The sequence below is a fragment of the Actinoplanes sp. NPDC051405 genome (assembly GCF_055586185.1).
In genome coordinates, this window is sequence record NZ_JBVJIR010000031.1 from 41317 (window position 1) to 66064 (window position 24748).

Consider the following 24748-nt stretch of genomic DNA (forward strand, 5'->3'; position numbering starts at 1 on the left):
GCGTACACTGGGCCGTCGGAACAGACCAGCAAGTCCAGCAGATCAGCATGAGGGAGCAAGCGCGTGCCCCGAGGCGACGGCCGGTTGACCGACGATCTCGACCCCCAGGACCGCGGACCCCAGGATGCCTGCGGCGTCTTCGGTGTCTGGGCCCCGGAGGAAGAGGTCGCGAAACTCACCTATTTCGGGCTCTTCGCACTGCAGCACCGAGGGCAGGAAGCCGCGGGCATCGCCGTCAGTGACGGCTCGGGCGTGGTGGTCTACAAGGACCTCGGCCTGGTCTCGCAGGTCTTCGACGAGCCCACCCTGGCGAGCCTGCGCGGGCACCTGGCCATCGGCCACACCCGCTACTCGACCACCGGCGGCTCGAACTGGGAGAACGCCCAGCCGACCATCCGGGCCACCACCGCGGGCACGACCATCGCGCTGGCCCACAACGGCAACCTGGTCAACACCTCCGAGCTCGCCCGTGAGGTCGCCGAGCGCGGTCTCGAGGCCGACATGGGCACCTCCGACACCGCGCTGGTGACGACCCTGCTGGCCAGTCGCCCCGACCTGTCGGTCGAGGCCGCGGCGCTCGAGGTGCTCCCGCGGCTGCGGGGCGCGTTCAGCTTCGTCTTCATGGACGAGAGCACCCTGTACGCCGCCCGCGACGCCCAGGGCGTACGCCCGCTGGTGCTCGGCCGGATGGAGCGCGGTTGGGCCGTGGCCAGCGAGACCGCCGCCCTCGACATCGTCGGGGCCAGCTTCGTCCGCGAGGTGGAGCCCGGCGAGATCATCGCGATCGACGAGCACGGCCTGCGCTCCACCCGGTTCGCCGCGCCGGAGCCGAAGGGCTGCCTCTTCGAGTACGTCTACCTTGCCCGGCCGGACACCACGATCGCCGGCCGCAACATCTACTCGGCGCGCGTCGAGGTGGGCCGCAAGCTCGCCAAGGAGCATCCGGTCGAGGCCGACCTGGTCATCGGCGTCCCGGAGTCCGGCATCCCGGCCGCGATCGGCTACGCCGAGGCCTCCGGCATCCCGTACAGCGCCGGCTTCATGAAGAACGCCTACGTCGGCCGCACCTTCATCCAGCCCTCGCAGACCATCCGCCAGCTCGGCATCCGGCTCAAGCTCAACCCGCTGCGCGAGGTCGTGCGGGGCAAGCGGATCGTGGTGATCGACGACTCGATCGTGCGGGGCAACACCCAGCGGGCCCAGATCCGGATGCTGCGCGAGGCCGGCGCCCTCGAGGTGCACGTCCGCATCTCCTCGCCGCCGGTGAAGTGGCCGTGTTTCTACGGCATCGACTTCGCCACCCGCGCCGAGCTGATCGCCAACGGCCTGGAGATCGACGGCATCCGCCGCTCGATCGGCGCCGACTCGCTCGGTTACGTTTCGCTGGACGGTCTGGTGCAGGCGACCGAGCAGCCGAAGACACGCCTGTGCATGGCCTGTTTCGATGGTCAGTACCCGATCGAGCTGCCGGCCGGTCATCTGATCGGCAAGCACGTGCTCGAGGGTGTGGGCAAGCGGGCCGCGCTGCCTGTCACCACTGTCCAGGCCACCAATGCTGCGGTGGCCGGTCTGGAGCGGGAGTATGAGGACGAGCAGTACGCCGAGGGTGAGCGGGAATCCGCGGAACCCCTGGTGGGGAGCCCGGGCGGCGTCGACGCCCTGCGTCGCCCGTAACCGCAGGACCGCTGGAACCTCAGCATCACCACAACAGTCGTAGTCAGCGGCACCGTCAGCTGCAACCGCGCGGGGAGCCGCGCACTAAGGGGAGAACCGTGACGCACGTGTCCGAGCGCAACAGTGCCGGATCCAACGGCGCTGAAGGCGCCGACCACCAGCCGTGGTCGGCGGGTGCCGGCCGGCCCGGCCGCAAGCGCACGGTGACGTATGCGGACGCCGGGGTCTCCATCCACGCCGGCGAGCGCGCGGTGGAACTGCTGAAGTCGAAGGTCAAGAAGACCACCCGTCCCGAGGTCATGGGCGACCTGGGCGGCTTCGCGGGCCTCTTCAAGCTCAACACCCAGAAGTACAAGAGCCCGATCCTGGCCTCGTCCACGGACGGCGTCGGCACCAAGCTGGTCATCGCCCAGCAGCTCGACATCCACGACACGATCGGCATCGACCTGGTCGCCATGGTCGTCGACGACCTGGTGGCCTGCGGCGCCGAGCCGCTGTTCCTGCTCGACTACATCGCCTGCGGCGAGGTCGTGCCGGACAAGGTGGCCGAGATCGGCGCGGGCATCGCGGACGGCTGCCGGTACGCCGGTTGTGCCCTGCTCGGTGGCGAGACCGCCGAGCACCCGGGTGTGCTGCGCCCGGACGAGTACGACGTCTCGGCGACCGGTGTCGGCGTGGTCGAGGAAAGCGAGATCCTCGGCGCGCACCGGGTCGAGATCGGTGACGCGGTCATCGCGATGCGCTCGTCGGGCCTGCACTCCAACGGCTACTCGCTGGTGCGGCACGTGCTGCTGGGCGCCGGCCGGATGCGGCTGGACACGGTGGTGGAGGATTTCGGCAAGCAGCGCACCCTCGGCGAAGAGCTGCTGACCCCGACCAAGATCTACGCCAAGGACTGCCTCGGCCTGATCGAGGAGACCGACGTCCGCGCGTTCTCGCACGTCACCGGCGGTGGCATCCCGGGCAACCTGGTCCGGGTCCTGCCGGAGCACGTCGACGCGGTCGTGGACCGTTCGTCGTGGCGCCCGCAGTCGATCTTCGATCTGATCCAGGCCAAGGGCCGGATCGAGGACGTCGAGATGGAGGCCACGTTCAACATGGGCGTGGGCATGTTCGCGGTCGTCTCGGCCGACGACGCCGACCGGGCGATGGCCTACCTGACCGGTCGCGGTGTCGAGGCGTGGCAGGTCGGCGAGATCATCGAGGGCACCGGCCAGGTGCAGATGATGGGCCAGTACACCCGGGGCTGAGCCCGCCCGGGCCCGGCCCGGCCGCGGTGGAGGCAATCTGCCGCGAGTGGGGTATGGCCCGCCCTTGGTATGAAATGATCCGCGTGTGTCGATACGTCGGCACCGCGGATCTTTTTTCGGCCGGGAAGGTGGACGACGCCGCATAGCCTGACGAGGGACGGGGGTGGATGCGCCGGTGGCACAGCTGTGGAGCGGGATGCGGGGCATCTCGACGGTTCCCACCTACGTCGTCATGCAGCCCACCACGCTCTGCAACCTCGACTGTTCCTACTGCTACCTCCCGTTCCGCAAGATCGACCGGAAGATGCCCGTCGAGGTCGCGCAGGCGGTCGCCGCGTCGGTGAATCCCTGGTCGCGGACCGGCCGGTTCTCGGTCGTCTGGCACGGCGGCGAGCCCCTCGCGGCCGGCCGGGAGCACTTCGCCGCGCTGCTGGAGCCGTTCGGGGCGGACGTCGAGCACCACGTGCAGACCAACGCCACGCTGATCGACGACGCCTGGTGCGAGTTCTTCGTCGAGCACGGCATCCGGGTCAGCGTGAGCGTGGACGGGCCCGAGGCCCGCAACGGTGACCGGGTCACCCGGGGCGACAAGCCCGCCTACGACCGGATCATGCGCGGGATCGACGCGCTGCGCCGGCACGGTATCGCGTTCTCCGCCCTCTGCGTCGTGGCCCGTCCCGAGCCGGGCCTGGCCACCGAGCTGTACGAATACTTCCTCGATCTGGGCTGTGACGTGCTCGGCATCAACATCGAGGAGCTCGAGGGGGTCAACCTGCGGGACAACCGGCATCCCGAGGCGGACGTCACGGCCTTCTGGGCGGAGCTGGTCGGGGCCTGGCGCCGCGACCCCCGCATCCACCTGCGCGAGATCGAGTGGTCCCTGCGGTACGCGGCCGCGGTCCTGGACGGCACCGCCGACACCGTGCTGCCCCGCCGGCTCGACCCGATCCCCACGGTGGCCGAGGACGGCTCGGTCGTGCTGCTCTCCCCGGAGCTGGCCGGCTTCTCCGATCCCCGGTACGGCGACTTCTCCAGCGGTAACGTGCTGACGACCCCGCTGGCCGAGATCCTGGAACGGGCCACCGAGACGCCCTGGATCCGCGAGTTCCTCGACGGTGTCGAGGGCTGCCGGGCCCAGTGCCCCTACTTCGGCTTCTGCGGCGCCGCGCACGCGGCGAACCGCTACTTCGAGCACGGCAGGTTCGACGTCACGGCGACGGAGCACTGCCGGAACAGCAAGATTCGCCTACTGGAGGGAGTGCTGGACCATGCCCGAGATCACGAGCCCACGGCTGTCTGACCGCGTGGAGACGGATCCCGTGACGGCACGGGTGCAAGAGACCCGGTCCGGGCTGGCCGCCCTCATCGAGGAGGCGGCCGAGGCCCGGGAACGGCGCTCGGAGAGCACGACGAAAGACGGCTCGGCGGTGTGCGCCTGGAACCACTTCGAGAACATCCCGACGTTCTACAACTGGAACAACCGTCCCCGTTGAGTGGCGGCTCTGAAGCCCACGCGGTGTTCAACCCGCGTGGGCATCATTGCCGTCGGAATGACTACGGAACGACCACGACACACGGAAGCACGCGGTAAGCCGCGTGCTCTGTGCAATCCTCGATCGGGTCAGCGCCTTGTCGGCGACCAGGGATCCTGGTCGTCGTCCGCGTCGTCCTCGTCATCGTCGTCGACGAACTGATCGTCGTCGTCGACAAACTGATGGTCGGACTTACCACCGGCACCCGCCAGTTCGCGCTGCAAGGCGGTGAGGTCGGTGTTCGGGGAGTGGTACTTCAACTCCCGGGCCACCTTCGTCTGCTTGGCCTTAGCACGGCCGCGCCCCATGGCTCGACCCCCTCGCACAGAATTCGGGGCAGCCCGAAGGCGGGCCCCGATGACGTCAGGCATCTCTCGTGGGTCTTACGGTACATGGGCGATGCCCGCTTCGGCACCTCGGGTTGCGTGTACCACCATCGCGCGTCGTCCCTTGTCATCGACCCGACGCGCGATGGCCTACAAAACCCTCAACTCAGGTAGATACTGCGCAAACGGCCCACCTCGGCCATTCGGCGCTCGGCGAGCCGGTCGGCCGCGACCGCCGGCGGTACCCCTTCGGCGTCGGCCAGGCGCAGGATCTGCCCCGTGGTCTCGAAGATCCGGGTCGCCCGCAGCTTGGCCCGCTCGAAGTTGAAGCCCTCGATCTCGTCGGCCACCTGGATCACGCCACCGGCGTTGACCACGTAGTCCGGCGTATAGAGGATTCCGCGTTCCTCGAGCAGCTTCTCGATGCCCGGGTGCGCCAGCTGGTTGTTGGCGCCGCCGGTGACGACCTTGGCCCGCAGGGCGGTCACGGTGTCGTCGTCCAGCGCGCCACCGAGCGCGCAGGGGGCGTACACGTCGATGTCGGCGGTGATCAGCGCCTGCGTGTCGGCCACCAGGTCGATCTGCGGGTACGTGGTCCGGGCCCATTCCCGCGCGGCCTCGCTGACGTCCGTCGCGACGACCGCGGCGCCGTCCTCGATCAGGTGACCCGCCAGATACTTGCCGACCTTGCCCAGCCCGGCGATGCCCACCCGGCGCCCGGCCAGGGTGGGGCTGCCCCAGGTGTGCTCGGCCGCGGCCCGCATGCCCTGGAAGACACCCCAGGCGGTCAGGATGGAGGAGTCGCCGGCGCCACCGTGCTCGACGCTGCGACCGGTCACATAGCGCGTCTCGCGGGCGATGACGTCCATGTCCGGGACGTACGTGCCGACGTCGCAGGCGGTGTAGTAGCGGCCGTGCAGCGATTCGACGAACCGCCCGTACGCGCGGAGCAGCCCTTCGCTCTTGATCTTGTTGGGATCGCCCCAGATCACGGCCTTGCCGCCGCCGAGGTCGAGCCCGGCCAGCGCGTTCTTGTACGCCATCCCGCGAGAGAGGTTCAGCGCGTCGGTGATCGCCGCTTCCTCGTTCTCGTACGGGTAGAACCGGGTGCCACCGAGCGCGGGCCCGAGGGCCGTCGAGTAGATACCGATGATCGCCTTGAGGCCGGTCTGCCGGTCCTGGCAGAAGACGACCTGTTCGTGTCCGGCGGCGTCGCTGCCTTCGGTGTCGAACACACTCATCTGCGATTTCTCCTGGGTTGTGACGGGGCCCTCGTGAGGCCTGCGGGCCGGCGGGGTGGGCCGGATACGACGAGCCTAGACCGACCGCAGCGTCCTTCCGAGCGGACGATGACACTCCCGTGGACGCCGTTCGCCCGGCGTCACGCGGGTGGGCCACCAGCACCCCGGCGCCAATGTGGAGCCGGCGTCCGCGGTGGCGGTGACGGTTCGGTAGCGCGGGAGAAGGCGATTGCCGCCGATATCGTGAAAGGATCGGCGGCGTGCCGTCACTGTTCGCGTCGTACCTGCGGATTTACGAACCGCTGACCGCCTTCGACCGGGACCGTCAGGTTTTCTGGCGCCGGTATGCGCGGGAGGGCCGGGCGCTCGGCCCCGTCGAGGGTCCCGTCCGGCAGCGCACCGCCGTGCTGGAGGCGCTGGGCGCGGGCTGGACCCGGCTGCCCGACCTGCCCGACGAGGCGTACGTCCTGGAGTGGGGCGAGACGCTGCTGGTCTGCCCGTGGAACCTGCGCCTGCGCGTCGCCGAGGCCGCATTGAACGCGCGCGACGGTGTGCCCAGCGTGCTGGCCGACGCCTTCGTGCCGCCGGTGCTGGCCGGGCAGGCCAAGGCGATCGTGGAGGACTGGCGCAGCGGGGCCAAGGTGCTCGAGCGCGGGGTGCCCCGGGTGCACGAGCAGATCGCGACGTGGGGCGTACCGCTGCGCTGGTTCGTCTTCGTCGACCTGGACGAGCGTGAGATCAGCCTGGCCGACGGGCGGCGCACGCTGCGCTACCGCACCGAAATCTCCAAGGCCCGCCGGCGCGCGCACCGGGCTGTCTCGGTGCTGCGCAAGTCGCTGGGCGATGCCCCGATCACCGAGGCGGTGGAGGAGGGCACCCGGTGGCTGGAGGAGTTCCATCCCCGCTCGATCGTCGAGCTGGACTACGGCGGCCTGACCGGTCTGCTGGGCGCGGACGCCCTGGCCGAGGACGACTCCCCGGGCCTGGTGGCGGCCGGTATCTCGGCGCTGTCCCGGGGCGACGCGGACGCGGCGACGGACGCCTACGAGAAGCTCGTGGCCCGGTGGCGAGCGGTGCAGTTGCTCGAGCGCTGCAACTGATCGACGTTTATGACCGTCTGACCAGGGAATATGGGACGAACGGGCACGGAACACCGTGCTGGGAAGCGCTCTCTAGGCGAACACTCTTCGTAATCGCCGTCCCGCGAAGCGTGATATTCGGTCCAAACAAGACACTTTCTGGCGTAGAAAACAGGTAAAAATCGGGCATGCTTCAACCGTCTATCTAGGGACGTTCGGCCGTTCGGCCCATGTCGGACATCGGGGACTAGCCGGACCATGAGAGACGCACCGGCCGGCGGGACCCCGGCCGATGTCTTTAGGTACCTGTGGAGGAGTGACCGATGGCATCGCGTACGCATGATCCTGAGCCGCTACTCACGCCGGCCGAGGTGGCGTCGATGTTCCGTGTCGACCCGAAAACCGTCACCCGGTGGGCCAAGGCGGGCAAGCTCAGCGCAATTCGCACCCTGGGCGGGCACCGTCGCTACCGTGAGTCGGAGGTTCGCGCCCTGCTGCAGGGGCAGATCCCCACGCAGCGTCAGGGCGACTGAAACCGCAGTCGACCGAGAGATCGATAAAGGGGCGAATGCCAGGCCGGCAGTCGCCCCTTCTTCGTCTCAGGAGACGAGGATGGCCAGCGTGCCGTCCGCGCCCCGGCGCAGCTTGCTGCCCAGCAGCGTGAGCCGGCCCATCAGGCCGTACTTGCGCTTGAGCCCCTCGCCGACCCGGCGCAGGTCGGCCGCGTCGCCGATGCGCGCCTGGGCCTCGATCGCCGCACCGCGCACGTTGCCGCGCACGTCGCACGCGGCCACGGTCACCCGGCCGCTGTTGCGGATCCGCTTGACCTTGCCGGTGCCGGCCGGCGTCCAGAACGCCAGCCCGGGGCCGTCGGGCACCACCCACAGCGGGGTCGGCACCGCCCGGCCGTCCCGGCGGAACGTCGTCAGAAGGACGTACTTCTCCGCGCCGAGTTGCTCCAGCGTCGCCATGGACCAAGAGTAGTGGCAATGGATCAACCTACGATCGGTGACGTGTTCGGCGAGATGATCCGGGACGCCTACGCGGTGCACACCGGGATCGGCCCCCGACCGCTGGCCGGCGGCCGGGTGCCGCGGCCGGTCATCGAGATCATCGAACGCGACGACGGGCTGATCAACGGCGCGCCCGCTGAGCACTACCTGGCCGCGCCGGGCGAGTGGCAACCCCACGACCACCGCGCGCTGCGGCTCGCCCGGGGCGCGGTGCTGGACATCGGTGTCGGGGCCGGGCGTACGGCGCTGGAGCTGCAGCACCGCGGCATGGCGGTCACGGGGCTGGACACCTCCGCGGGGGCGATCGAGGTGGCGCGCAAGCGGGGGCTGCGGGACACCGTGCTCAACACTGTCGACGCGTACGCCCGCTCGGCGGCCCGTTACGACACGTTCCTGCTGCTCGGCAACAACCTGGGCCTGATCGAGGGGCCGGAGCGGGCCCCCGACTTCCTCGCCGCGCTGGCCGAGCTGGCCCGCCCGGGAGCCCGGATCATCGCCCAGGGCACCGATCCGTACGGCACCACGGACCCCGTGCACGTCGCGTACCACCAGCGCAACCGGGACCGGGGGCGGCTCGGCGGTCAGTTGCGCCTGCGGTTGCGGTACCGCCTGCTGGCCACGGAGTGGTTCGACTACCTCAATTGCTCGGTCGAGGAGCTTGACGGACTGCTGGCCGGCAGCCGGTGGCGGCTCAAATCCGTCGACACGGAGGACCGGCCTTACTACCTTGCGGTCATGGAGCTACGACTGTGAGCACGGTGCTGACCAGGGAGCAGGTGCGGCTCAGCAAACGGCTGTCGCTCGTGCTGCGGCACCGGCCCGAGACGGCCGGCCTGACCCTCGATGCGAACGGCTGGGTGCCGGTCGCGGACCTGCTCGCCGCGCTGCGGATCACCCGGGCCGAGCTCGACGTCGTGGTGGAGCACAACGACAAGTCCCGCTTCGCGGTGCAGACGGGCGCCGACGGTGTCGAGCGGATCCGGGCCAATCAGGGCCACTCCCGGCGGGTGCAGGTTGATCTCGATCTGCCGCCGGCCCAGCCGCCCGCCGTCCTCTTCCACGGCACTCCCCGGGCGAACCTCGACGCGATCCTGCGGGAGGGCCTGCGCCCGCGCAGCCGTCAGCACGTACACCTGTCGCCGGACGTGGCGACCGCCCTGGTGGTCGGTCGCCGCCGCACCACGGATGTGGTCGTCCTTGCGGTGGAGGCGGGGGCCATGGCCGCGGCCGGGCACGTGTTCCACCGCAGCCAGAACGGGGTGTGGCTGACCGCCGCGGTGCCGGCCGGGAGCCTTCGCGAACATTCGGAGTAAACAGACAAAACACGCTCATCCGGGAGGCGGTGCGGGTGGCCGGTTAGCGTATTGAGATGGGGTGGGTTACTCGGCGTCAGCTGATGAACCTCCTCGGTGCGCTCAGCCTCGTCCTGGCCCTCGCCGGGCTCGGCGTCGGCCTGCCCGCCCTGGACCGGGCGCTGCCCGCCGACCGCCCGGTGCCGACCGACCGCCCGTACGCGATCGGCGGGGGTGTCACGGTCGTCCCGCCGCCCGGATCGCGGATCGACGTCACCGAGACCCGGCCCACCGACGACGCCGGCACAGCTCTGTTCCGGCTCGGCCCGGTGCGCTACCTCATCACCGTCCGGCCCTTCGAGGGTGACCTGGCGACCGCGGCCAACGGGCTGCGCCAGCGGATCACCGGCACCCCGGGCTATCAGGTCACCGGCACCGAGCTGACCGTCGCGACCGGCTCGGGCCTGGCCGGTCTGCAGGGCGGATACACCGCCCCGGGCCGTGGCGGCCGGTACGCCGTCTTCGTCGCCGACGGCCGCACCATCGAGGTCACCGTCAGCGGCGCCGACCTGGACCTGGGCCGCACCCTGCCGGCGATCGACGCCAGCACCCGGACGTTGCGCTACGACCCGGTGGACACCGGATGACGACGGAGTCCCGTTTGCGCAGCGACCGCACCGCACCCGTACAGCCCGGCGCCCACTACGGCCCCGGGCTGATCCGGCTGCCCGCCTTCTGGATCGTGCTCACGCTGGTGGTGGCCGGTGGCGTGCGGATGACGCTGATCGCGGGACGCTTCCTGGGCACGTACCCGCTGGCCACGCTCACCGCGATCGGGTTGTTCGCGCTGCTCGCCGTACCGTTCTGGTTCATCGTCAGTGAGCTGGACTTCCTCGAGCGGGAGCCGCCCGCCCTGCTCGCCCTGGCCTTCGCCTGGGGTGGCCTGGTGGCCACCAGCGTGTCGATCCCCGGCAGCGCGGCCCTCGACGACCTCATCGCCAAGCTGGGCTCGCCGCACCTGGCCGCCGACTGGGGTGCCGCGCTGGCCGGCCCGACGGTCGAGGAGATCGCCAAGACGCTCGGCGTGGTGGCAATCGTGCTGGTGGCCCGCGCGCAGGTCAACAGCGTGCTCGACGGCGTGGTCTACGGCGCGATGGTCGGGCTGGGCTTCCAGATCATCGAGGACATCGTGTACGCGCTCGGCGCCGTCGCGCTGGCCGGGCGCGGGGACCACATCGAGCCGGTGATCACCACGTTCCTGCTGCGCGGCTTCCTCTCCGGGGTGTGGAGTCACACGCTGTTCGGCGCGCTGGCCGGAGCCGGTATCGGCTATCTGGTCGTGCGCGCGGACCGGCCCTGGCGGATCCGGATCGGCGTCGCCATGCTGGCCGTGCTCGGCGCGTGGGCCTCGCACTTCCTGTGGAACTCGCCGCTGCTGCGCGACGGTCTCGGCAACGGCGCCCTGGCCCTGCTCGTGGTGCTGGTCTGCAAGGGGCTGCCGCCGTTGCTGCTGGTCCTGCTGCTCGTGCGGGCCGCCCACGACCGCGAGGCCGACTACTACGCCGTGCAGCTGGCCAAGCTCGACGACCACGAGCTGATCACCCCGGGGGAGCGGGAAGCCCTCAGATCCTCCTCGCGGCGGGCCACTGCCCGCTGGCACGCGCGGACCCGGGCGGGCCTGCGGGCCCGGGCAGCGGTACGGCGGTTGCAACGCGCGCAGGCCCGGCTGGCCGTCGAGCTGAGCCGCGGCACCGCCGACCTGAGCCGGTGGCAGCACGAGGTGCGCCGGCAGCGCCGCACTCTCATCGCCCTCGGGCACCCGGAGGCGATTGCGCCCGAGGGCAAGGGGCCGTGGCGGCGTACCGCCTCGGCGGTCTTCACCACGGCCCTCGCCGTCGCCGTGCTCTGGGCCGCCATCAGCACACTCGGCGGCGGCTGACGGCCCGGGACGCCAGTGTGATCAGGCGGTCGGGGGGTGACCGCCGTCGCCGTCGACGATCGTGTCCGGGGTGCCGTCCTGGTCGAGGTCGGCCATCGTGATGTCGACCTTGCCGTCGCCGTCGGTGTCGAACTGGAACAGGTCGGCCTTGCCGTCGCCGTCGGTGTCGGCCACCCACACGTCCGGCTTGCCGTCGCCGTTCGTGTCCGTCGCCAGCAGGTCGACGCGGTCGTCGCCGCGGGTTTCGACGATCTCCTTGGGCTCGCTCATGGTGTCTCCTCAGGTGATGCGTCGCAGCGGATCTGACCAACGTAGGGCTCGGGTCGCCCCCTCGCGACCCGAACCGACCTCGAAGGTAGGGATCCGTCGCCAGTGGTGTGACCGATGTCGCTGGCTCCGCCGGAACTCACCGGTAACGTAGCCGGGCGTGACTACAGCGGCGGACGGCATGCAGCAGCTCTTCGGCAGCGGGGGCGGGGGTGCCCTGGGCGAGCGCATGGGCATCCAGATCACCGAGGCGACCCCCGAGCGAGTGATCGCCACGATGCCGGTCGAGGGCAACACCCAGCCGTACGGCCTGCTGCACGGCGGGGCGTCCTGCGTGCTGGCGGAGACGCTCGGCTCGGTCGGGGCGGTGCTGCACGGCGCGACGGTCGACCGGCCCTTCGCGGTGGGCGTCGACATCAATGCCACGCACCACAAGGGTGTGCGCTCCGGGACCATCACCGGGGTGGCCACGCCGGTGCACCGCGGCCGGACGGCGGTGACCTACGAGATCGTCATCACCGACAGCGACGGCGACCGGGTGTGCACCGCGCGTCTCACCTGCCTGCTGCGCGGCGCCTGATCCCCACCCGGGGCGGAAAACCCCAGCGGGATCGCTGCCTGAGCGGCAATTCTTGACGTATCCGCGTACCTTTTCCCACGTGACGGACATACCACAGCACGCCCTGGACGACGCGACGCAGGTGTTGCACTGCGCGCTCAGTGGCGACAGCGACGCTGTGGTGGGCACCTTCGACGCGGTGGTCGACCGGTCGGGCGTCGTGGGGGCGTACGACGTGGCGTGGTGTCTCGCTGCGACCATGGTGGGACAGAACGTGCCCAGAGGCGCCTGGACGCTCGACTTCCCCGGGATCGACGACGCGCGGTACGACAAGCGCTGGGTCGCCCGCTTCGTCAGCGCGTACGTGAACGGCGACATCTCCACCGGCGAGGCCCTGTTCGGCGCGGCCATCGCCGACGGTCAGCTCCCGGACTGCCTGCTCGCGCTGGCCGGTTCCACCGTGGCGACCCTGCGCCACCGGGCGGCATGAGCGACGATCCGCTGCTCGCCCCGCACCGCTGACCTGGGCGGCACCGGCCTGGCGGCCTGAGCTCGCCGCGCCTCAGCCGTCGTCGTGCCTGAGGTAGAGCGCTTTGGCGTACTGGGCGGCGGCGGCCTCGTTGTACATCGTGGCCTGGGACATGTACCAGGCGTTGTCGCCCAGGGCCTTCTTCGCCGCAGTCATGCCTGACCAGCGGATGTCGGCGTCGACCTCGGACAGGCCGCGGGCCTTGAAGTTGCGCCGCATCTGCATCTTGCCCGAGCGGAAATTCTCCGCGGCCTCCTCCGCCTGACGCATGCAGGAGAAGCCCTTCTCGCTCAGCGCCTCCGCCATCGTCCAGGCCGCCTGTTCCTCCGCGCTCTTGAACTTCGGCACGTCGTTCCTCCCGTGAACTTTGTTCCCGGTTAGCTGTACGGAACGCACGCCCGCAGCGCTAGGCCCCCACGCAGACTGCAAGAAAGGTCAAACTGGCCGATGCCGCTTGTCGGGGGCCGCCCGCTGAGGGGGTGAAAACGCACATGATCGTGGCCCACCCTGGGAAACATTCACTCATGCCCTTCTTGAGCGCACAGTCGCCGCCCGCCATGACCGAGCTGCACAAGTGGGTGCTGGACAGCCCGGTGCAGCTGCGCAGCCTGCGAGCTTCCCTGCACGAGGCGATCACCGGCCAGCCGCTGCCCGCGGGCGCCGAGCTGGACGAGATCCCGGAGAAGGTCGTGCTCGTCGCCACCGAACTGGCCACCAACGCCCTGCGGCACGGTCTGCCGCCGACCATCGTGCGGCTCGGCCGGCACGACGAGGTCTTCGTGCTGGACGTCGCCGATCACAGCCCCGACACGGTGCCGCAGTACGCCGACGACCGGCCGCCCGGGGCCGGCGGGCTGGGCCTGTACCTGGCCAAGAAGTTCGCCCTGGACCTCGGCTGGTACATCGAGGATCACACCAAGCATGTGTGGGCGGAGTTCCCGGTTCCGAGCTGACTTATGATCACGGGATTCGTAAACCGTCAGAGGTGTCCGTGACCCAGCCGAGTTACCAGATCGTCCGCGAGGCCGCCGTCGTCCGGCTGTTCGGCGACTTCGACATCAACGCCCGCGACGAGATGCGCACCGCCCTTCTCGAGGCCGTGCGATCAGCTCCCGCCGAGGTCGTCGTCGATTTCGACGCGGCGGTGTTCCTGGACAGCGAGGCGATGGGTGCGCTGATCGAGGGCCTCAACGCCGGTCGCGAGGCGGGCGTGCCGCTGCGCATCGTCAACGCGCACGGCCTGGTGCACCGCGTCCTCGACGTCTCCGGCGTGCTGGCCCTCTTCAACGGTTAGAGGGTCGACAGGTTGCCCGGGCCGGTCCACTTGCTGACCAGCCGCGTACGGGTGCGCACCTGGCCGCCGACCCGGACCCGGTAGGCCTGCTTGACCGTGCGCAGCGTCTGCCACGTGCGTACCCGTCGGGTGTCGCCGTTGATCTCCGCCGTGACGGTCCGCAACTTCCACGTCCGGCACTCGGTGCGGTGCCGCACCTCTCCGTCCAGCACGACCTTGGCGGCCAGGCAGCGGTACGTCGACTGCAGCGTGTACGGGTTCTTGCCGGTGTAACCCGAGGTGCCGTACACCTTGGCCATCGCCCGGTAGAAGTTCCACGCCATCTTCGAGTAGCCGAAGTCGTTCGGGTGGTGCAGGTCGTGCAGGTCGATGCCGCCGACCGTGGACTGGTCGACCACCGTGATCAGCGGGTCCTGCTTGGCGGCGACCATGCCCGGGATGAGCCGGTTGTAGACCCGGTCGTGGGCGAGCTCCCGCGGTACCCGCGAGCCGATGATCTGCGCGACGAAGATGTACGCCTCCGGCCGCGCGGCCCGGATCTGGTCGATCAGCCCGGACAGCTTGCGGTTGGTCGCGTACGGCCCGTCGCCCTTGGTGATGTTGTTGGTGCCGGCGTGCAGCAGGACGACGTCCGGCTGGGAATTGGCCAGCCAGCCGTCGACCTCGGCGGCCATCTCGTCGATGTCCCAGCCGCCGTGACCCTCGTGCTGGTTGTCGCCGCCGGCGCCGTTGCTCTGCGAACCGACGTAGTTGATCTGCATGCCGCCGCGGAGCAGCCGCTGGGCGAGGGCCATCCGGTACGAGCTGCGGGTCGGCGATCCGGTGCCGAGCGTGATCGAGTCGCCCAGCGGCAGGACGCGCAGCGCACCGGAGCCGGCGATGCGGGCCTCGGCGGGGGCGTCTCCGGCGACCCGGGCGGCGATCTGTGCCCGTGCGGCTCCCGGAGTGCCGAGACCCGCGACCAGCCCGGCCGCCAGGACCCCGGTCATGACCTTGATGCCCAGACGCCGCGCGCCCGTGTTACGCCCCGCAGATCCCACGACCAGCTCCCCCGTTCTGCCAGCAAAGACTCCCGACAGATCGGGTGCCGGCGGGGCCATTCGAGACCCGGCGGGTAGCCGTGGGTTGTGATCAAGGTGCAGGTGGCCCGGGGCTCAGTCGGCGAAGACGGCCGGGTCGTACGGCTGGGTGCCCTCCTCGACGGTCCAGACGGCGCCCAGCGGCATCAGGTCGCGGATCCGGACGCTGCGGATGCCCTCGCCGGTCGGCAGGATCACCCGGATCCGCGGGTGGTAGTCGAAGAGGATCTGCCGGTCACGGCCGCACGGTCCGACCGGTCCGCGGCCGAAGTTGCCCACCGCCACGATCGTGGCCAGCTCCCGCGCCCCGGAGGCACGGGCGTGCCCGAGCGCCACCAGCTCCGCGCAGGGTCCGCCGGTGAAGTGGTACAGGTTGATGCCGCCGTACATCCGGCCGTCCACGCCGCGGACCGCCGCGCCCATGGTGTGCACGCCGTCCTCGCCGTCGGTGTTGGCGTCGACGATGCCGCGGGCGAACTCCACCAGCTCGAGGTCCTCGGCGGTGAGCTCACGAAGATCGATGGTCACCGGCTGACCCTAACGCGGCTGCCCGGGCCAGGAGATACCGCCGCTCAGGGGCGCTCAGCGTCAGCCGGGCCGCCTCCAGGTAGGCGGCGTGCGCGGCGGTCAGATCACCGCACTTCTCCAGCAGGTGGGCGCGGACCGCCGCCAGCCGGTGATGCCCGCGCAGTGCCGGGTCGTCCTCGGCGACGTCGAGCCGGGCCAGTGCCAGCACGGGCCCGTGCACCTCGGCCAAGGCGACGATCCGGTTGAGCTGCACCATCGGGCCGGGGGCGAGGGCGTGCAGCATCCCGTACAGCTCGAGGATCTGCGGCCAGTCGGTGTCCTCGGCCCGCGCCGCCTCGTCGTGCACCGCCGCGATCGCGGCCTGTAGTTGATAGGGACCGATCGGCGCACTCGCGAGCGTCTCGGTGATCAGCGCGACGCCCTCGGCGATCGCCGTCGCGTCCCACCGCGAGCGGGCCTGCTCGGCCAGCGGCACGAGCGATCCGTCGGGCAGCGTGCGGGCCGGCCGCCGCGCGTCTGTGAGCAGCATCAACGCGAGCAGCCCGGCTACCTCGCCGTCGTCGGGCAGCTGCGCCCGCAGCAGCCGGGTGAGCCGGATGGCCTCGGCGCTGAGCTCGGTGCGGTGCAGCCGCGCCCCGGAACTCGCGGTGTAACCCTCATTGAAGATCAAATACAACACCTGGCGTACGGCGGTCAGCCGCGCCTCGCGCTCACCCGGCGGCGGCAGGCTGAACGTGGCCCCGGAGTCGCGGATCTTCTGCTTGGCCCGGCTGATCCGCTGCCCGACGGTCGCCTCCGGCACGAGCAGGGCCCGGGCGATCTCGGCGGTGCTGAGGCCACCGACCGCGCGCAGGGTCAGCGCCACCTGCGACCCGGTGCTGAGGGCGGGATGGGCGCAGAGCAGCAGCAGGGTGAGCGAGTCGTCAACCGCGGAGGCGGGCGCGGGCTCCGGCTCGTACCGGACTGCCTCCTCGCGCCGGCGCCGGGCGGTCTCGTTGCGCAGCAGTTCGATCCGGCGCCGCGAGGCGACGGTGATCAACCACCCCCGCGGGTTGGCCGGCACCCCCTCGGCCGGCCACTGCTGAGCCGCGGCCAGCAGCGCCTCCTGCACCGCGTCCTCGCAGGTGTCGAAGTCGCCGAAGCGCCGCACGACCGCGCCGAGGACCTGCGGCGCACTCTCGCGCAGCAGGTCCTCCAGGCCGGCCGGCGGGTTCAGAACTCCCAGCCGCTCATGTCGAGCACCGGTCGCACCTCGACCTGGGTGAACGCGGCGTCGGGCACCTTGGCCGCCCAGCTGATCGCCTCGTCGAGATCCTCGACGTCGATCAGATAGAACCCGGCCAGGTGCTCCTTGACCTCGGCGAACGGTCCGTCCGAGGCGACGGTACGGCCGTCGCGCACGGAGACCCAGCGGGCCAGCGAGGGGTCGGCGAGGCCCTCCGAGGCGACGCAGACACCGGCCTTGGTCATCTCCTCGGTGAGCTGCAGGTGCCCGCGGCCGAACTCCATGCGCTGCTCGTCGCTGAGCGTCTCCCAGACGGCCAGCGAACGCTCGTTGGACTGGATGAGGATGAGGTACTTCATCGGAGCCTCCATACGTCCCGGAAATTCTTTCACCGGAGACGTCGAAACCGGCGGGGCTGCTTCTACCTCCCGGGGTAAGGCTTTTCTCAACGAGTTTGCTCGAAAGGCGGGAACGATGGACACGACCGAGATTCGCCGGGTGGTGCTGGCGCGGGCAGCGGCGGTGGCCGCCAAGGACGCGAAGGCGATGGTGGCGCACAACGCGCCGGAAATGATCCAGTACAACCTGGCGCCGCCGCTGCGTCAGCCGTCGGCCGGTGACGACGTGGCGCCGGTGGAGAAGTGGCTGGCGACCTTCGAAGGCCCGATGAGCATGGAGGTCCGCGACCTGGAGGTGACGGTGGACGGATCGGTGGCCTTCTGCACCAGCCTGAACCGCCTGACCGCGACGCCCCTCGGGCAGCCGGAGAGCTTCAGCCTGTGGTTCCGGGTCACCCTGGGCCTGCGGAGGATCGACGGGAACTGGCTGGTCGTGCACGAACACGAGTCGGTTCCGTTCGAGATGGACGGCACCATGCGGGCATCCGTCTCCCTGCAGCCCTGACGGGTGATCCGCGGCGGCCGGCCGGGTTCGCGCCCGGCCGGCCCGCGCGTCGGTGGAATGGTCAGCAGCAGTCGCAGCCGCAGCCGCAGGCACGGATCAGCATGATGCACCCCCTTCCTCGGGCGGGCACCAAGTGCCGGGCGTGGGAGGAGGACAGTCATCGGCCGGAATAGCGTCGATCATGGCGACCATGTCGGCGCGCAGGGCGGCGAGCCGGGCCATCTCGACGTCCAGCTCGGCCAGCCGCCGGCGCAGCAGATCCTCGGCGGGCTCACACGGGCAGACGCCGGTGTCGCGGACGGCGAGCAGGTCGCCGATGTCGCGGAGCTTCAGGCCGAGCCGCTGAGCTCCTTGGATGAAGCGCAGCCGGTCGACGGCGGCGGTGTCGTAGGCCCGATAGCCGGCGGAGGTGCGGGCCGGCGCGGGTAGCAGCCCGACCCGTTCGTAGTAGCGGACGGTGTCGGACGGCACTCCGGCGGCGGCTGCGAGTTCAGCTACTCGCAGGCCCGCCGCCGGAACTGTTGTCGCGCTCATGCCACCGACGCTAAACCTTGGACCACGGTCCAACGTCAAGCGTCGATGCCGGCCTCAGCCCAGAACGGTGACGTTCACCTCGGCCCGGTCATTGGTGTAGTCCTCGTCGATCGCCCCGTCGAGGTCGGCGAACACCACTCCGGCCTCGTACGAAGGTCCGGTGATCAGCAGACCGAAGGTGCGCAGGAACGTGGCGCCGCGGTCGAAGTACAGCGACGGCAGCTGGCACACGTACGTCACGGCCTGCGCCTCGTCGTCGAGCCGGCAGTCGGCGGGAACGTCGGTGGCCTCCGTACCCCCGGGAAGCTGGAACCGGAACCGTCCGGCGCTGCTGCCGGTGCGGGTGAAGTCGATGGCACCGCCGACGTTGCGGGAACCGACCTCAACCTGCACGGTCTCACCGATCGAGCCGGAAGCGGAGGCGCCGACTGCCGCGACGTCCGACAGGTTGTCGACGTCGAAACCCCAGTACCGGTAGTCATTGGCGTGATCGACATCGGCGGCCCGGCTGACCTTGGCCCGCTTCGGCGCCGAGGTGACGGTGACCAGCGGCAGCCGCGACCCGCCGCGCCCGGCTAGAACCACACCGTCCGGCAGACCGGCCCCGGCGAGCGGCGCGATCGTGTACTCGACAACCTCGTGATCAACGGCAGCGTCGGTGACGAGGGCGCCGAAGCCGCGGCTGAGCTTGAACACGGCCCCGGGATCGATCCGCTGCGCGAAATCACAGACAGCGACGGTGCCGCGCTCGGGGAAGGTGGTGCGGTGGCCGTACCGGCAGTTGGCGTACGGGATGGGGGTGAGGGGTTTGCTGAACTCGACGGTGACCCGGATGCCCTTGACGGCCCGGTTGCCGAAGTTGGCCACGGCCATGGGCGCGTAGATGCGGTCGCCGACCTTGGCGTCCGGGATCAGCCCGTCCTCGAGCCCGGCCAGATCGGGCCCGTCCCCGGAGACGGTGATGACCGCGTCGGAGTTCATGAGGTCGCTGCCGTCGCCGGGATTGTCGGCGTCGCCGCGAACCCGGATCGTGCCGTGCCGACCGGCCGGGGCGCCGGCAACGGCGGTGACGGGGATGAAGAGGGGCGCGTTGTTGTCGATGGATCCGGGCGGGGCGGGGCAGGTGGCGACTGCGCCCTGGGTGGTGCAGCCGGCCGGCCAGGCGAAGGAGACGAGACCGGTGAGGTCGCTGACGTCGATCACGAGGCGCGGGTTGACGGCCGTGCTGGTGATCACTTCGAGGCGGAAGTCCTTGGCCGGGGCGCCGGCGGGGGCGACTGTCATGTCCTCGATGAAGGCCCAGACTCGGGCGGTGGTGCTGGACTCTTCGGTCGCGGCCAGGGAAGGGGCGGTGCCGAGGGAGAGGGTGACGGCGGCGGTGGTGGTTGCCGTCAGGGCTAGGCGGGCCAGGTGCCGCCCGGCGGGAGCCAGGTTCATGCAACATCCTTTTGTGAGGGGTGGGGCGCAGCGGATCTTAAGAGAGCGGAGATGGCTGCGCTGCCCCGTCATTCGTCCACCGTGGACATGTGTAAGCGCGAGTGGTTGCTGCTACTGGGTCGGAGACCTCAGCGATCATGCCGATGTACTCGGTCAGAGCCTGGCCGCGGCCGACGCCACCCGCTCGCTGGCTGCCGCACCAACCGCGACATCGCGTCGCGTCAGGCATCCACGCGTAACGGTGGCGTCACCATCAATCTCCAGTGAGCGGCACCAGCGGGTCGGTCGCACGGACACGACCACGGCTCTCCGCCATCCGCCGGCCGTGGAGGCGAGAACATGATGTCGATTTCCCTGGCATGGACCGGGCCCGGATCAAACGGTTGCTCGACAACGATCGTCAGAGTCTCGCCCGCCCGCGCTACCTCCGGCAGTTCGAGTGCCCAACGCTGGCCACCACGCGCCGCCTCAGCAGTGATCCGATAGGTGCGTGGTGCGGTGAACCGCATGAGCAGGTAGGTCATGCCTTCGTCGCCGAAACCGCGGACGAACGTCGTCGTGAGTTCCGCGAGCGTCGGCCTCAGCCGATCGTGTTCGCGCTCGTGTTCTACCGCAGCCACCTGCGCGGCCGCATCTGCTGAACGTCGAGATTCAATGGACGCTTGCTCGGCCGCTCTTGCTGAGACCTTGTTGTACTTTGCGGCCCACGCGGCGACACCTAGAGCGGCCATGCTGACGATGATGGCGATGCCCTCGGCCTTCACAGGACATGACGCTAGGAGGTACCCATGCCCACGTGGCGGTTTTCGGCGAAGATGACCCGCTCAAGTCGCGCCGGCCTCGGTCAGATTGATCTCGTCCCCAGGTGCCTCGTCCAGGCCCGGACAGCAAAACGCCCACCGTGCGTTTCCGCAGGTGGGCGGTGCTCAAAGCCCGGCGAGAGGCTTGGTGGCCAGGGGCGGGGTCGAACCGCCGACCTTCCGATTTTCAGTCGGACGCTCGTACCAACTGAGCTACCTGGCCCTGCCGCGCCGTGGTGCGCGCGGACTCGGCTGTTGCGGTCCTGACGGGACTTGAACCCGCGACCTCCGCCTTGACAGGGCGGCGAGCACTCCAACTGCTCCACAGGACCTTGCTCGTGCTGCGTACTTTCTACCACTTACCCCGACCGAGGTCGGTTCGTACCCCCAACGGGATTCGAACCCGTGCTACCGCCTTGAAAGGGCGGCGTCCTGGGCCACTAGACGATGAGGGCAACCCCGCCATCATTGCATATTCCAACTCCGGCGGCGTGGGCCCCAACCGAGCCCCGCTTGAGGCTTGGAAAGCATACGTGATCCACCGCCCCTCATCCAAACCGGTATCCCTCGCGCCGCGTACACCTCGCTGACCTGCACTAATGCGGCCGGCTCGCGGGGAGGGCGACCGCCGACACCAGTTGGACCGCCTCGGTGAGATTGCCGAGAAGAGTGACTCCCGCGGGCAGTTGCTCCGGCAGCCAGCCGGGTCCGGCCGCCGCGGCGAGCAGCGGCCGATGCCGGCCGGCCAACACCAGGGTCCATTGCTCGGGGTCGGCGCTGCCCGCCAGCTGCGACCACAACACCAGTACGGCCGGCCCGGTCCTGGCGACGGCATCCGCGACCGCCTGTGCGGGCACACGAGCGCCCAGCAGCCTGCTGGACACCCCCGCCTGTGCCAGCGCGGCAGCGAGCGCCTCCAAGGGCAGCGTGTGCTGTTCCTCGTCGGCGGCAGCCAGCAGAACCCGGGGAATCTGACTGCTCGGTGGACGCGTGACCGAACCGAGCACCTCGGTGACCACCCGGGACAGGATGTGCTCGACCTCGATGAAGCGCTTGGTGGCCGCGTAGCGCTCGCCGACGCCGATCAGCACCGGCATGATCACTTCTTCCCAGGCCGCGACGACGCCACGGTCCGTGACGGTCATCTCGAGGATGTCGCGCAGGGCCGGACCGTCGAGACGCATGGCGGCGCGGGCCAGCCCGCGAGCAATAGGCCCGGCCCTTCCGGTACGGATGGCATGCCCCCCACCGTCCCGGGCGACGAACATCTGACCGAGCTGCTCGGGCCACACCGCGTCAACGGTCGGCGGCTGCTCCCCGACCCGGAAGAAGGTGTCGCCCTCGTCCGAGGCTGCTCCAGCCAGGTTGAATCGCTCGGTCGTGGAGTGTGGGTCCAGCACCGGCTGAGCAGCATCCGATGACCACTCGTCGGGGGGTGCTCCATCCCGCCGCCGCTGCTTCGATCGGGTGCGACCGTTCTTGGCGGCACTGGACGTTTCCTCGGCGGCGGCGCCGTCGTGGTCCGGCTGAACCGCGTCCGGGGATTTCTCGGTGGCAGAAAGCTGGTCGGGTCGTTCTGCGGCCGTGCCGTGCCACGGTGACCCGGATTCCTCGCCTCCGGAGTCGGCGGCTCGCTCGCTCTCTGCGGCCGGAACACCCCGGTCTGCGTGAGCCGTCCCGCCCGGATGCTCAAGGGCCGGCGGTCGCCTGTCGCTGTCCGGAGCCGCCTCTGGACGCGTCGAGCGATGATCGGCGTCCTGGCTTGTCCGCTCTGGCGGCGCGGAGGTCTCGGAGCTTTGGACCGACGATGGATCGTCGAGAGGGCCCTCCCGAGGCTGATGCTCCCGGACCTCCGGGCGAGTGCGCGGCCCGACCGGCGCGGATACGTCCAGAGGCACCGGAACGCGCCTAGCCCAAGCCGCCGCCTCCGCCGGCGCCACCCCCTGGGCGGTGAGCCTGCGCATCACCTGCAGGCGGTCCATGTCTTCCGGGGTGTAGCGCCGGTGCTGGCCCGGCACATGGTGACTCGGCCCCAGCCCGTACCGCTGGTGCCAAGTGCGCAAGGTGGTCACGGCGACGCCCAGACGGCGGGCAACCGCCCCGGCCGTCAGGGCCTCATCGGCCACCCGACCGCTCCGGTGCATCGTCGGCCGGCCGCGGTACGCCCGCGGGGTCGGCCTGCGCCCCTAGGGCCAGGTGGCGGATGAGTCGCTCGGTGACCCCCGGAAGCCACGGCGCGTACGACCGCAGATCCTCGCGCAGGCCTTCGTTCAGCTCCTCGACGGACGTCCAGCGCACATCCGCGACCTCGTCCGGGTCGACGAGCAGCCGGGCATCCGCGGCCACGTCGCCGAGCAGCACGTGGTCGTACTCGTATTCGACCAGCCCGGTGGTCGGATCCTCGGCGTAGTACGAGTACACGCCGACCTCAGTCAGCGCCACGTCATCAACGCCGATTTCCTCGACGAGTCGGCGGGCGGCAGCTGTCGCCGGCGTCTCCCCGGGCAGGGGATGGCCGCAGCACGTGTTGGCCCAGCGCAGCGGGAAGCGGGTCTTCGCCGCAGCTCGCTGCTGCAGCAACACCCGGCCTTCGGGGTCGCGCAGGAACACCGAGAAGGCTCGGTGCAGTCGGCCGGGGGCGCGGTGCGCGTCGCTCACCGTGGCGGCGCCGGCCGGCACCCCTTCGGTGTCGACGAGCTCGACGAGGTGCGTCTCGCGGGACGCGGTCACAGGGCCCTCCCCACGAGGTCCGCCGCCGTTCCGGTGATCCGGGAGGCGGCCAGTTTGCCGGAGATCAAGACCATTGGTACGCCCACGCCCGGCTGCGTGCCGGAGCCGGTGAAGACGACGTTGGGCAGAGTCGGGTGGAGGTTACTCGGGCGGAACGGGCCGGTCTGCGTGAAGGTGTGAGACGACGCGAACGGCGTGCCGGCGGCCATGCCCTGGGCGGCCCAGTCGTCCGGGGTGATGATGCGTTCCACCTCGATGCTGTCGCGGAAGCCCACGTAGCCGCGCTGCTCCAGCACCCCCGCGATCTCGTCGGCGTAGCGCCGGCCGAGGCCGCCCTTCCAGTCCAGCGGCGCGACGTCGAGGTTCGGCGTCGGGGCCAGGACGTAGTAGGTCTGCCGGCCGGGTGGTGCCACGCTCGGATCGCTGTGACTCGGATTGGTGACCAGCAGCGACGGGTCGCTCATCAACAGGCCCTGGTGGATGACCTCGTCGAACGTGCCCTTCCAGGCCGTACCGAAGTGGATGTTGTGGTGGGCGATCTTCGAGTAGCTCTGGCTCGACCCGATGTGCAGCACGACGCATGACGGCGAATACGTCAGCTTGCGCGGGCGGCGGGACTCGGGGAGCAGATCCCGGTACGCGACCGGCAGGTCGGGGTTGAGCACCACGACGTCGGCCGGGATGCGTTCGCCGCTGTCGGTGATGACCCCGGTGGCCCGGCCATTGGCGATCTCGACGCGGGTCACCGTCGTCTCGTACCGGAATTGGACGCCGTGCTTCTCGGCCGCGCCGGCCATCGCCTTGGGCACCGCGTGCATGCCGCCCCGCGGGAAGAAGACACCGGCCACCGAGTCGAGGTAGGCGATGACGGCGTAGATGGCGAGCGCGTCGTGCGGGGCCAGACCGGCGTACATGGCCTGGAAGGAAAAGATGCGCTGGGTCCGGGGGTCGCGGAAGTACTGGTTGATCTTCGGCTGGAGCCGCCGGAAGCCGCCCATGCCGAGCAGCTTGAGCAGGCTCAGGTTCATCAGGTCGAGCGGGGTGTCCAGGTTGCGGTCGATGAAGTTGTTGCGCTCCAGGCGCCACAGGTCGCGGGCGAAGTCGACGAAGCGCAGATAGCCGTCGGCCTCGCGGGGACCGCAGACCCGGGAGATCTCGGCGGCCATCTGGACGGTGTCGGTCTTGACGTCCAGGGTGGAGCCGTCCGGGTAGAAGGCGCGGTATGCCGGGCTCAGCGGGGTCAGCTCGAGCCAGTCGGAGAGTCGCTCCCCGACGGCGGCGAGCGGCTCGGCGATCAGCTCCGGCATCGTCAGCACGGTCGGGCCGGTGTCGAAGTCGTACCCGTCGACCGAGAGCCGGCCCGCCCTACCGCCCGGCACCGCTTCGCGCTCGACGACGGTCACCTGCCGTCCGGCCGCTGCGAGGTGCAGCGCGCAGGCGAGCCCGCCGAGTCCCGCGCCCACCACGACTACCCGGTCCGTCGTTCCCGTCACTTTTCGCACGTCAACAGCTCCAGG

30 protein-coding genes, 3 tRNA genes and 1 pseudogene are annotated in these 24748 nt (G+C 70.2%); 15 read left to right on the forward strand and 19 right to left on the reverse strand.

Annotation, left to right across the window (positions count from 1 at the left end; translation table 11 throughout):
- The first annotated feature begins 63 nt into the window (after positions 1–63).
- The 4 genes from purF (at position 64) to amcA (ending at position 4417) form a co-directional block, all read left to right on the forward strand.
- Positions 64–1674 carry an amidophosphoribosyltransferase gene (purF, locus tag ACZ6S4_RS42120; protein ID WP_433723614.1) on the forward strand — a complete coding sequence of 537 codons (1611 nt, stop codon included), beginning with the start codon at positions 64–66 and terminating at the stop codon, positions 1672–1674.
- Positions 1675–1772: 98 nt separating this feature from the next.
- The gene (gene purM, locus ACZ6S4_RS42125) at positions 1773–2924 is read left to right on the forward strand and encodes a phosphoribosylformylglycinamidine cyclo-ligase (RefSeq protein WP_360546958.1); all 1152 of its coding nucleotides are present in this window, start codon (positions 1773–1775) and stop codon (positions 2922–2924) included.
- Between the two features lie 196 nt (positions 2925–3120).
- Positions 3121–4224, forward strand: coding sequence for a cyclophane-forming radical SAM peptide maturase AmcB (gene amcB / locus ACZ6S4_RS42130; protein WP_465480284.1), 1104 nt, complete (start codon positions 3121–3123; stop codon positions 4222–4224).
- The gene (gene amcA / locus ACZ6S4_RS42135) at positions 4193–4417 is read left to right on the forward strand and encodes a multiple cyclophane-containing RiPP AmcA (RefSeq protein WP_212992876.1); all 225 of its coding nucleotides are present in this window, start codon (positions 4193–4195) and stop codon (positions 4415–4417) included. The genes amcB and amcA overlap by 32 nt, the downstream gene beginning before the upstream one ends.
- A 128-nt stretch (positions 4418–4545) precedes the next feature.
- On the opposite strand, the gene ACZ6S4_RS42140 is transcribed toward amcA, so the two are convergent.
- Positions 4546–4764, reverse strand: a complete 219-nt coding sequence (locus tag ACZ6S4_RS42140) for a DUF3073 domain-containing protein (protein WP_203775615.1) — start codon at positions 4762–4764, stop codon at positions 4546–4548.
- Positions 4765–4943: 179 nt separating this feature from the next.
- Entirely contained in the window at positions 4944–6023 is a 1080-nt protein-coding gene (locus tag ACZ6S4_RS42145) for a Glu/Leu/Phe/Val family dehydrogenase (protein WP_360546963.1), read from the reverse strand.
- 260 nt (positions 6024–6283) lie between these two features.
- Here ACZ6S4_RS42145 and ACZ6S4_RS42150 point away from each other — a divergent pair, with 260 nt between their 5' ends.
- Both ACZ6S4_RS42150 and ACZ6S4_RS42155 read left to right on the forward strand, forming a co-directional pair.
- Positions 6284–7123, forward strand: a complete 840-nt coding sequence (locus ACZ6S4_RS42150) for a DUF8083 family protein (protein WP_465480254.1) — start codon at positions 6284–6286, stop codon at positions 7121–7123.
- Between the two features lie 302 nt (positions 7124–7425).
- Entirely contained in the window at positions 7426–7635 is a 210-nt protein-coding gene (locus ACZ6S4_RS42155) for a BldC family transcriptional regulator (RefSeq protein ID WP_014687221.1), read from the forward strand.
- A gap of 66 nt (positions 7636–7701) precedes the next feature.
- Here the strand turns inward: ACZ6S4_RS42155 and ACZ6S4_RS42160 are convergent, their stop codons facing one another.
- Entirely contained in the window at positions 7702–8073 is a 372-nt protein-coding gene (locus ACZ6S4_RS42160) for a PPOX class F420-dependent oxidoreductase (protein WP_465480255.1), read from the reverse strand.
- Between the two features lie 18 nt (positions 8074–8091).
- On the opposite strand from ACZ6S4_RS42160, the gene ACZ6S4_RS42165 reads away from it, so the two are divergent.
- Genes ACZ6S4_RS42165 through ACZ6S4_RS42180 form a run of 4 tightly spaced genes read left to right on the forward strand, consistent with a single transcriptional unit; the run spans position 8092 to position 11346 of the window.
- Positions 8092–8868: a class I SAM-dependent methyltransferase gene (locus ACZ6S4_RS42165; RefSeq protein ID WP_465480256.1), complete on the forward strand. Its 777-nt coding sequence runs from the start codon at positions 8092–8094 to the stop codon at positions 8866–8868.
- Entirely contained in the window at positions 8865–9428 is a 564-nt protein-coding gene (locus tag ACZ6S4_RS42170; protein WP_465480257.1) for an RNA 2'-phosphotransferase, read from the forward strand. The genes ACZ6S4_RS42165 and ACZ6S4_RS42170 overlap by 4 nt, the downstream gene beginning before the upstream one ends.
- A 56-nt stretch (positions 9429–9484) precedes the next feature.
- Positions 9485–10054 carry a hypothetical protein gene (locus tag ACZ6S4_RS42175; RefSeq protein ID WP_465480258.1) on the forward strand — a complete coding sequence of 190 codons (570 nt, stop codon included), beginning with the start codon at positions 9485–9487 and terminating at the stop codon, positions 10052–10054.
- Complete coding sequence (locus tag ACZ6S4_RS42180; RefSeq protein WP_465480259.1) at positions 10051–11346, forward strand: PrsW family intramembrane metalloprotease; 1296 nt, start codon at positions 10051–10053, stop codon at positions 11344–11346. Before ACZ6S4_RS42175 ends, ACZ6S4_RS42180 begins: the two co-directional genes overlap by 4 nt.
- Before the next feature lie 21 nt (positions 11347–11367).
- Here the strand turns inward: ACZ6S4_RS42180 and ACZ6S4_RS42185 are convergent, their stop codons facing one another.
- Positions 11368–11616: a hypothetical protein gene (locus ACZ6S4_RS42185; RefSeq protein WP_360546977.1), complete on the reverse strand. Its 249-nt coding sequence runs from the start codon at positions 11614–11616 to the stop codon at positions 11368–11370.
- A 157-nt stretch (positions 11617–11773) separates the two neighbouring features.
- On the opposite strand from ACZ6S4_RS42185, the gene ACZ6S4_RS42190 reads away from it, so the two are divergent.
- Positions 11774–12193, forward strand: coding sequence for a hotdog fold thioesterase (locus ACZ6S4_RS42190; RefSeq protein ID WP_465480260.1), 420 nt, complete (start codon positions 11774–11776; stop codon positions 12191–12193).
- A gap of 79 nt (positions 12194–12272) precedes the next feature.
- Positions 12273–12662, forward strand: a complete 390-nt coding sequence (locus tag ACZ6S4_RS42195; protein WP_360546980.1) for a hypothetical protein — start codon at positions 12273–12275, stop codon at positions 12660–12662.
- Positions 12663–12734: 72 nt separating this feature from the next.
- Here the strand turns inward: ACZ6S4_RS42195 and ACZ6S4_RS42200 are convergent, their stop codons facing one another.
- Positions 12735–13049, reverse strand: coding sequence for a hypothetical protein (locus tag ACZ6S4_RS42200; protein WP_465480261.1), 315 nt, complete (start codon positions 13047–13049; stop codon positions 12735–12737).
- Positions 13050–13225: 176 nt separating this feature from the next.
- Here ACZ6S4_RS42200 and ACZ6S4_RS42205 point away from each other — a divergent pair, with 176 nt between their 5' ends.
- Both ACZ6S4_RS42205 and ACZ6S4_RS42210 read left to right on the forward strand, forming a co-directional pair.
- The gene (locus ACZ6S4_RS42205; RefSeq protein WP_465480262.1) at positions 13226–13654 is read left to right on the forward strand and encodes an ATP-binding protein; all 429 of its coding nucleotides are present in this window, start codon (positions 13226–13228) and stop codon (positions 13652–13654) included.
- A gap of 38 nt (positions 13655–13692) precedes the next feature.
- Entirely contained in the window at positions 13693–13995 is a 303-nt protein-coding gene (locus ACZ6S4_RS42210; protein ID WP_465480263.1) for an STAS domain-containing protein, read from the forward strand.
- Here the strand turns inward: ACZ6S4_RS42210 and ACZ6S4_RS42215 are convergent.
- The 4 genes from ACZ6S4_RS42215 to ACZ6S4_RS42230 form a co-directional block, all read right to left on the reverse strand.
- Positions 13992–15035 (reverse strand): SGNH/GDSL hydrolase family protein, encoded by a 1044-nt coding sequence (locus ACZ6S4_RS42215; protein ID WP_465480264.1) that lies wholly within the window; start codon positions 15033–15035, stop codon positions 13992–13994. The two genes, ACZ6S4_RS42210 and ACZ6S4_RS42215, sit on opposite strands and share 4 nt — an antisense overlap.
- 114 nt (positions 15036–15149) lie before the next feature.
- Positions 15150–15602, reverse strand: coding sequence for a cytidine deaminase family protein (locus ACZ6S4_RS42220; RefSeq protein ID WP_465480265.1), 453 nt, complete (start codon positions 15600–15602; stop codon positions 15150–15152).
- Positions 15583–16827, reverse strand: coding sequence for an RNA polymerase sigma factor (locus ACZ6S4_RS42225; protein WP_465480285.1), 1245 nt, complete (start codon positions 16825–16827; stop codon positions 15583–15585). The genes ACZ6S4_RS42220 and ACZ6S4_RS42225 overlap by 20 nt, the downstream gene beginning before the upstream one ends.
- Entirely contained in the window at positions 16815–17186 is a 372-nt protein-coding gene (locus ACZ6S4_RS42230) for a YciI family protein (RefSeq protein ID WP_360815742.1), read from the reverse strand. Before ACZ6S4_RS42230 ends, ACZ6S4_RS42225 begins: the two co-directional genes overlap by 13 nt.
- A gap of 115 nt (positions 17187–17301) precedes the next feature.
- Here ACZ6S4_RS42230 and ACZ6S4_RS42235 point away from each other — a divergent pair, with 115 nt between their 5' ends.
- On the forward strand, positions 17302–17730 hold the full coding sequence (locus ACZ6S4_RS42235) for a nuclear transport factor 2 family protein (RefSeq protein WP_465480266.1): 429 nt from the start codon (positions 17302–17304) through the stop codon (positions 17728–17730).
- A gap of 96 nt (positions 17731–17826) precedes the next feature.
- Here the strand turns inward: ACZ6S4_RS42235 and ACZ6S4_RS42240 are convergent, their stop codons facing one another.
- The 10 genes and pseudogenes from ACZ6S4_RS42240 to crtI form a co-directional block, all read right to left on the reverse strand.
- Positions 17827–18264 carry a heavy metal-responsive transcriptional regulator gene (locus tag ACZ6S4_RS42240; protein ID WP_465480267.1) on the reverse strand — a complete coding sequence of 146 codons (438 nt, stop codon included), beginning with the start codon at positions 18262–18264 and terminating at the stop codon, positions 17827–17829.
- A gap of 54 nt (positions 18265–18318) precedes the next feature.
- Positions 18319–19701: a hypothetical protein gene (locus ACZ6S4_RS42245; protein ID WP_465480268.1), complete on the reverse strand. Its 1383-nt coding sequence runs from the start codon at positions 19699–19701 to the stop codon at positions 18319–18321.
- Between the two features lie 221 nt (positions 19702–19922).
- The gene (locus ACZ6S4_RS42250) at positions 19923–20465 is read right to left on the reverse strand and encodes a hypothetical protein (protein WP_465480269.1); all 543 of its coding nucleotides are present in this window, start codon (positions 20463–20465) and stop codon (positions 19923–19925) included.
- 182 nt (positions 20466–20647) lie between these two features.
- A tRNA-Phe gene (locus ACZ6S4_RS42255) sits at positions 20648–20724 on the reverse strand.
- Positions 20725–20759: 35 nt separating this feature from the next.
- Positions 20760–20833 (reverse strand) — tRNA-Asp (locus tag ACZ6S4_RS42260).
- 50 nt (positions 20834–20883) lie between these two features.
- Positions 20884–20956, reverse strand: a tRNA-Glu gene (locus tag ACZ6S4_RS42265).
- 141 nt (positions 20957–21097) lie between these two features.
- The gene (locus tag ACZ6S4_RS42270; RefSeq protein WP_465480286.1) at positions 21098–21769 is read right to left on the reverse strand and encodes a B12-binding domain-containing protein; all 672 of its coding nucleotides are present in this window, start codon (positions 21767–21769) and stop codon (positions 21098–21100) included.
- 591 nt (positions 21770–22360) lie between these two features.
- Positions 22361–22627 (reverse strand): annotated as a pseudogene (locus ACZ6S4_RS42275) (MerR family transcriptional regulator); the annotation flags it as partial.
- Positions 22617–23231: an isopentenyl-diphosphate Delta-isomerase gene (gene idi, locus ACZ6S4_RS42280; protein ID WP_465480270.1), complete on the reverse strand. Its 615-nt coding sequence runs from the start codon at positions 23229–23231 to the stop codon at positions 22617–22619. The gene idi and the pseudogene ACZ6S4_RS42275, both read right to left, overlap by 11 nt.
- Positions 23228–24733, reverse strand: a complete 1506-nt coding sequence (gene crtI / locus ACZ6S4_RS42285; protein WP_465480271.1) for a phytoene desaturase family protein — start codon at positions 24731–24733, stop codon at positions 23228–23230. The genes idi and crtI overlap by 4 nt, the downstream gene beginning before the upstream one ends.
- Between the last annotated feature and the right edge of the window lie 15 nt (positions 24734–24748).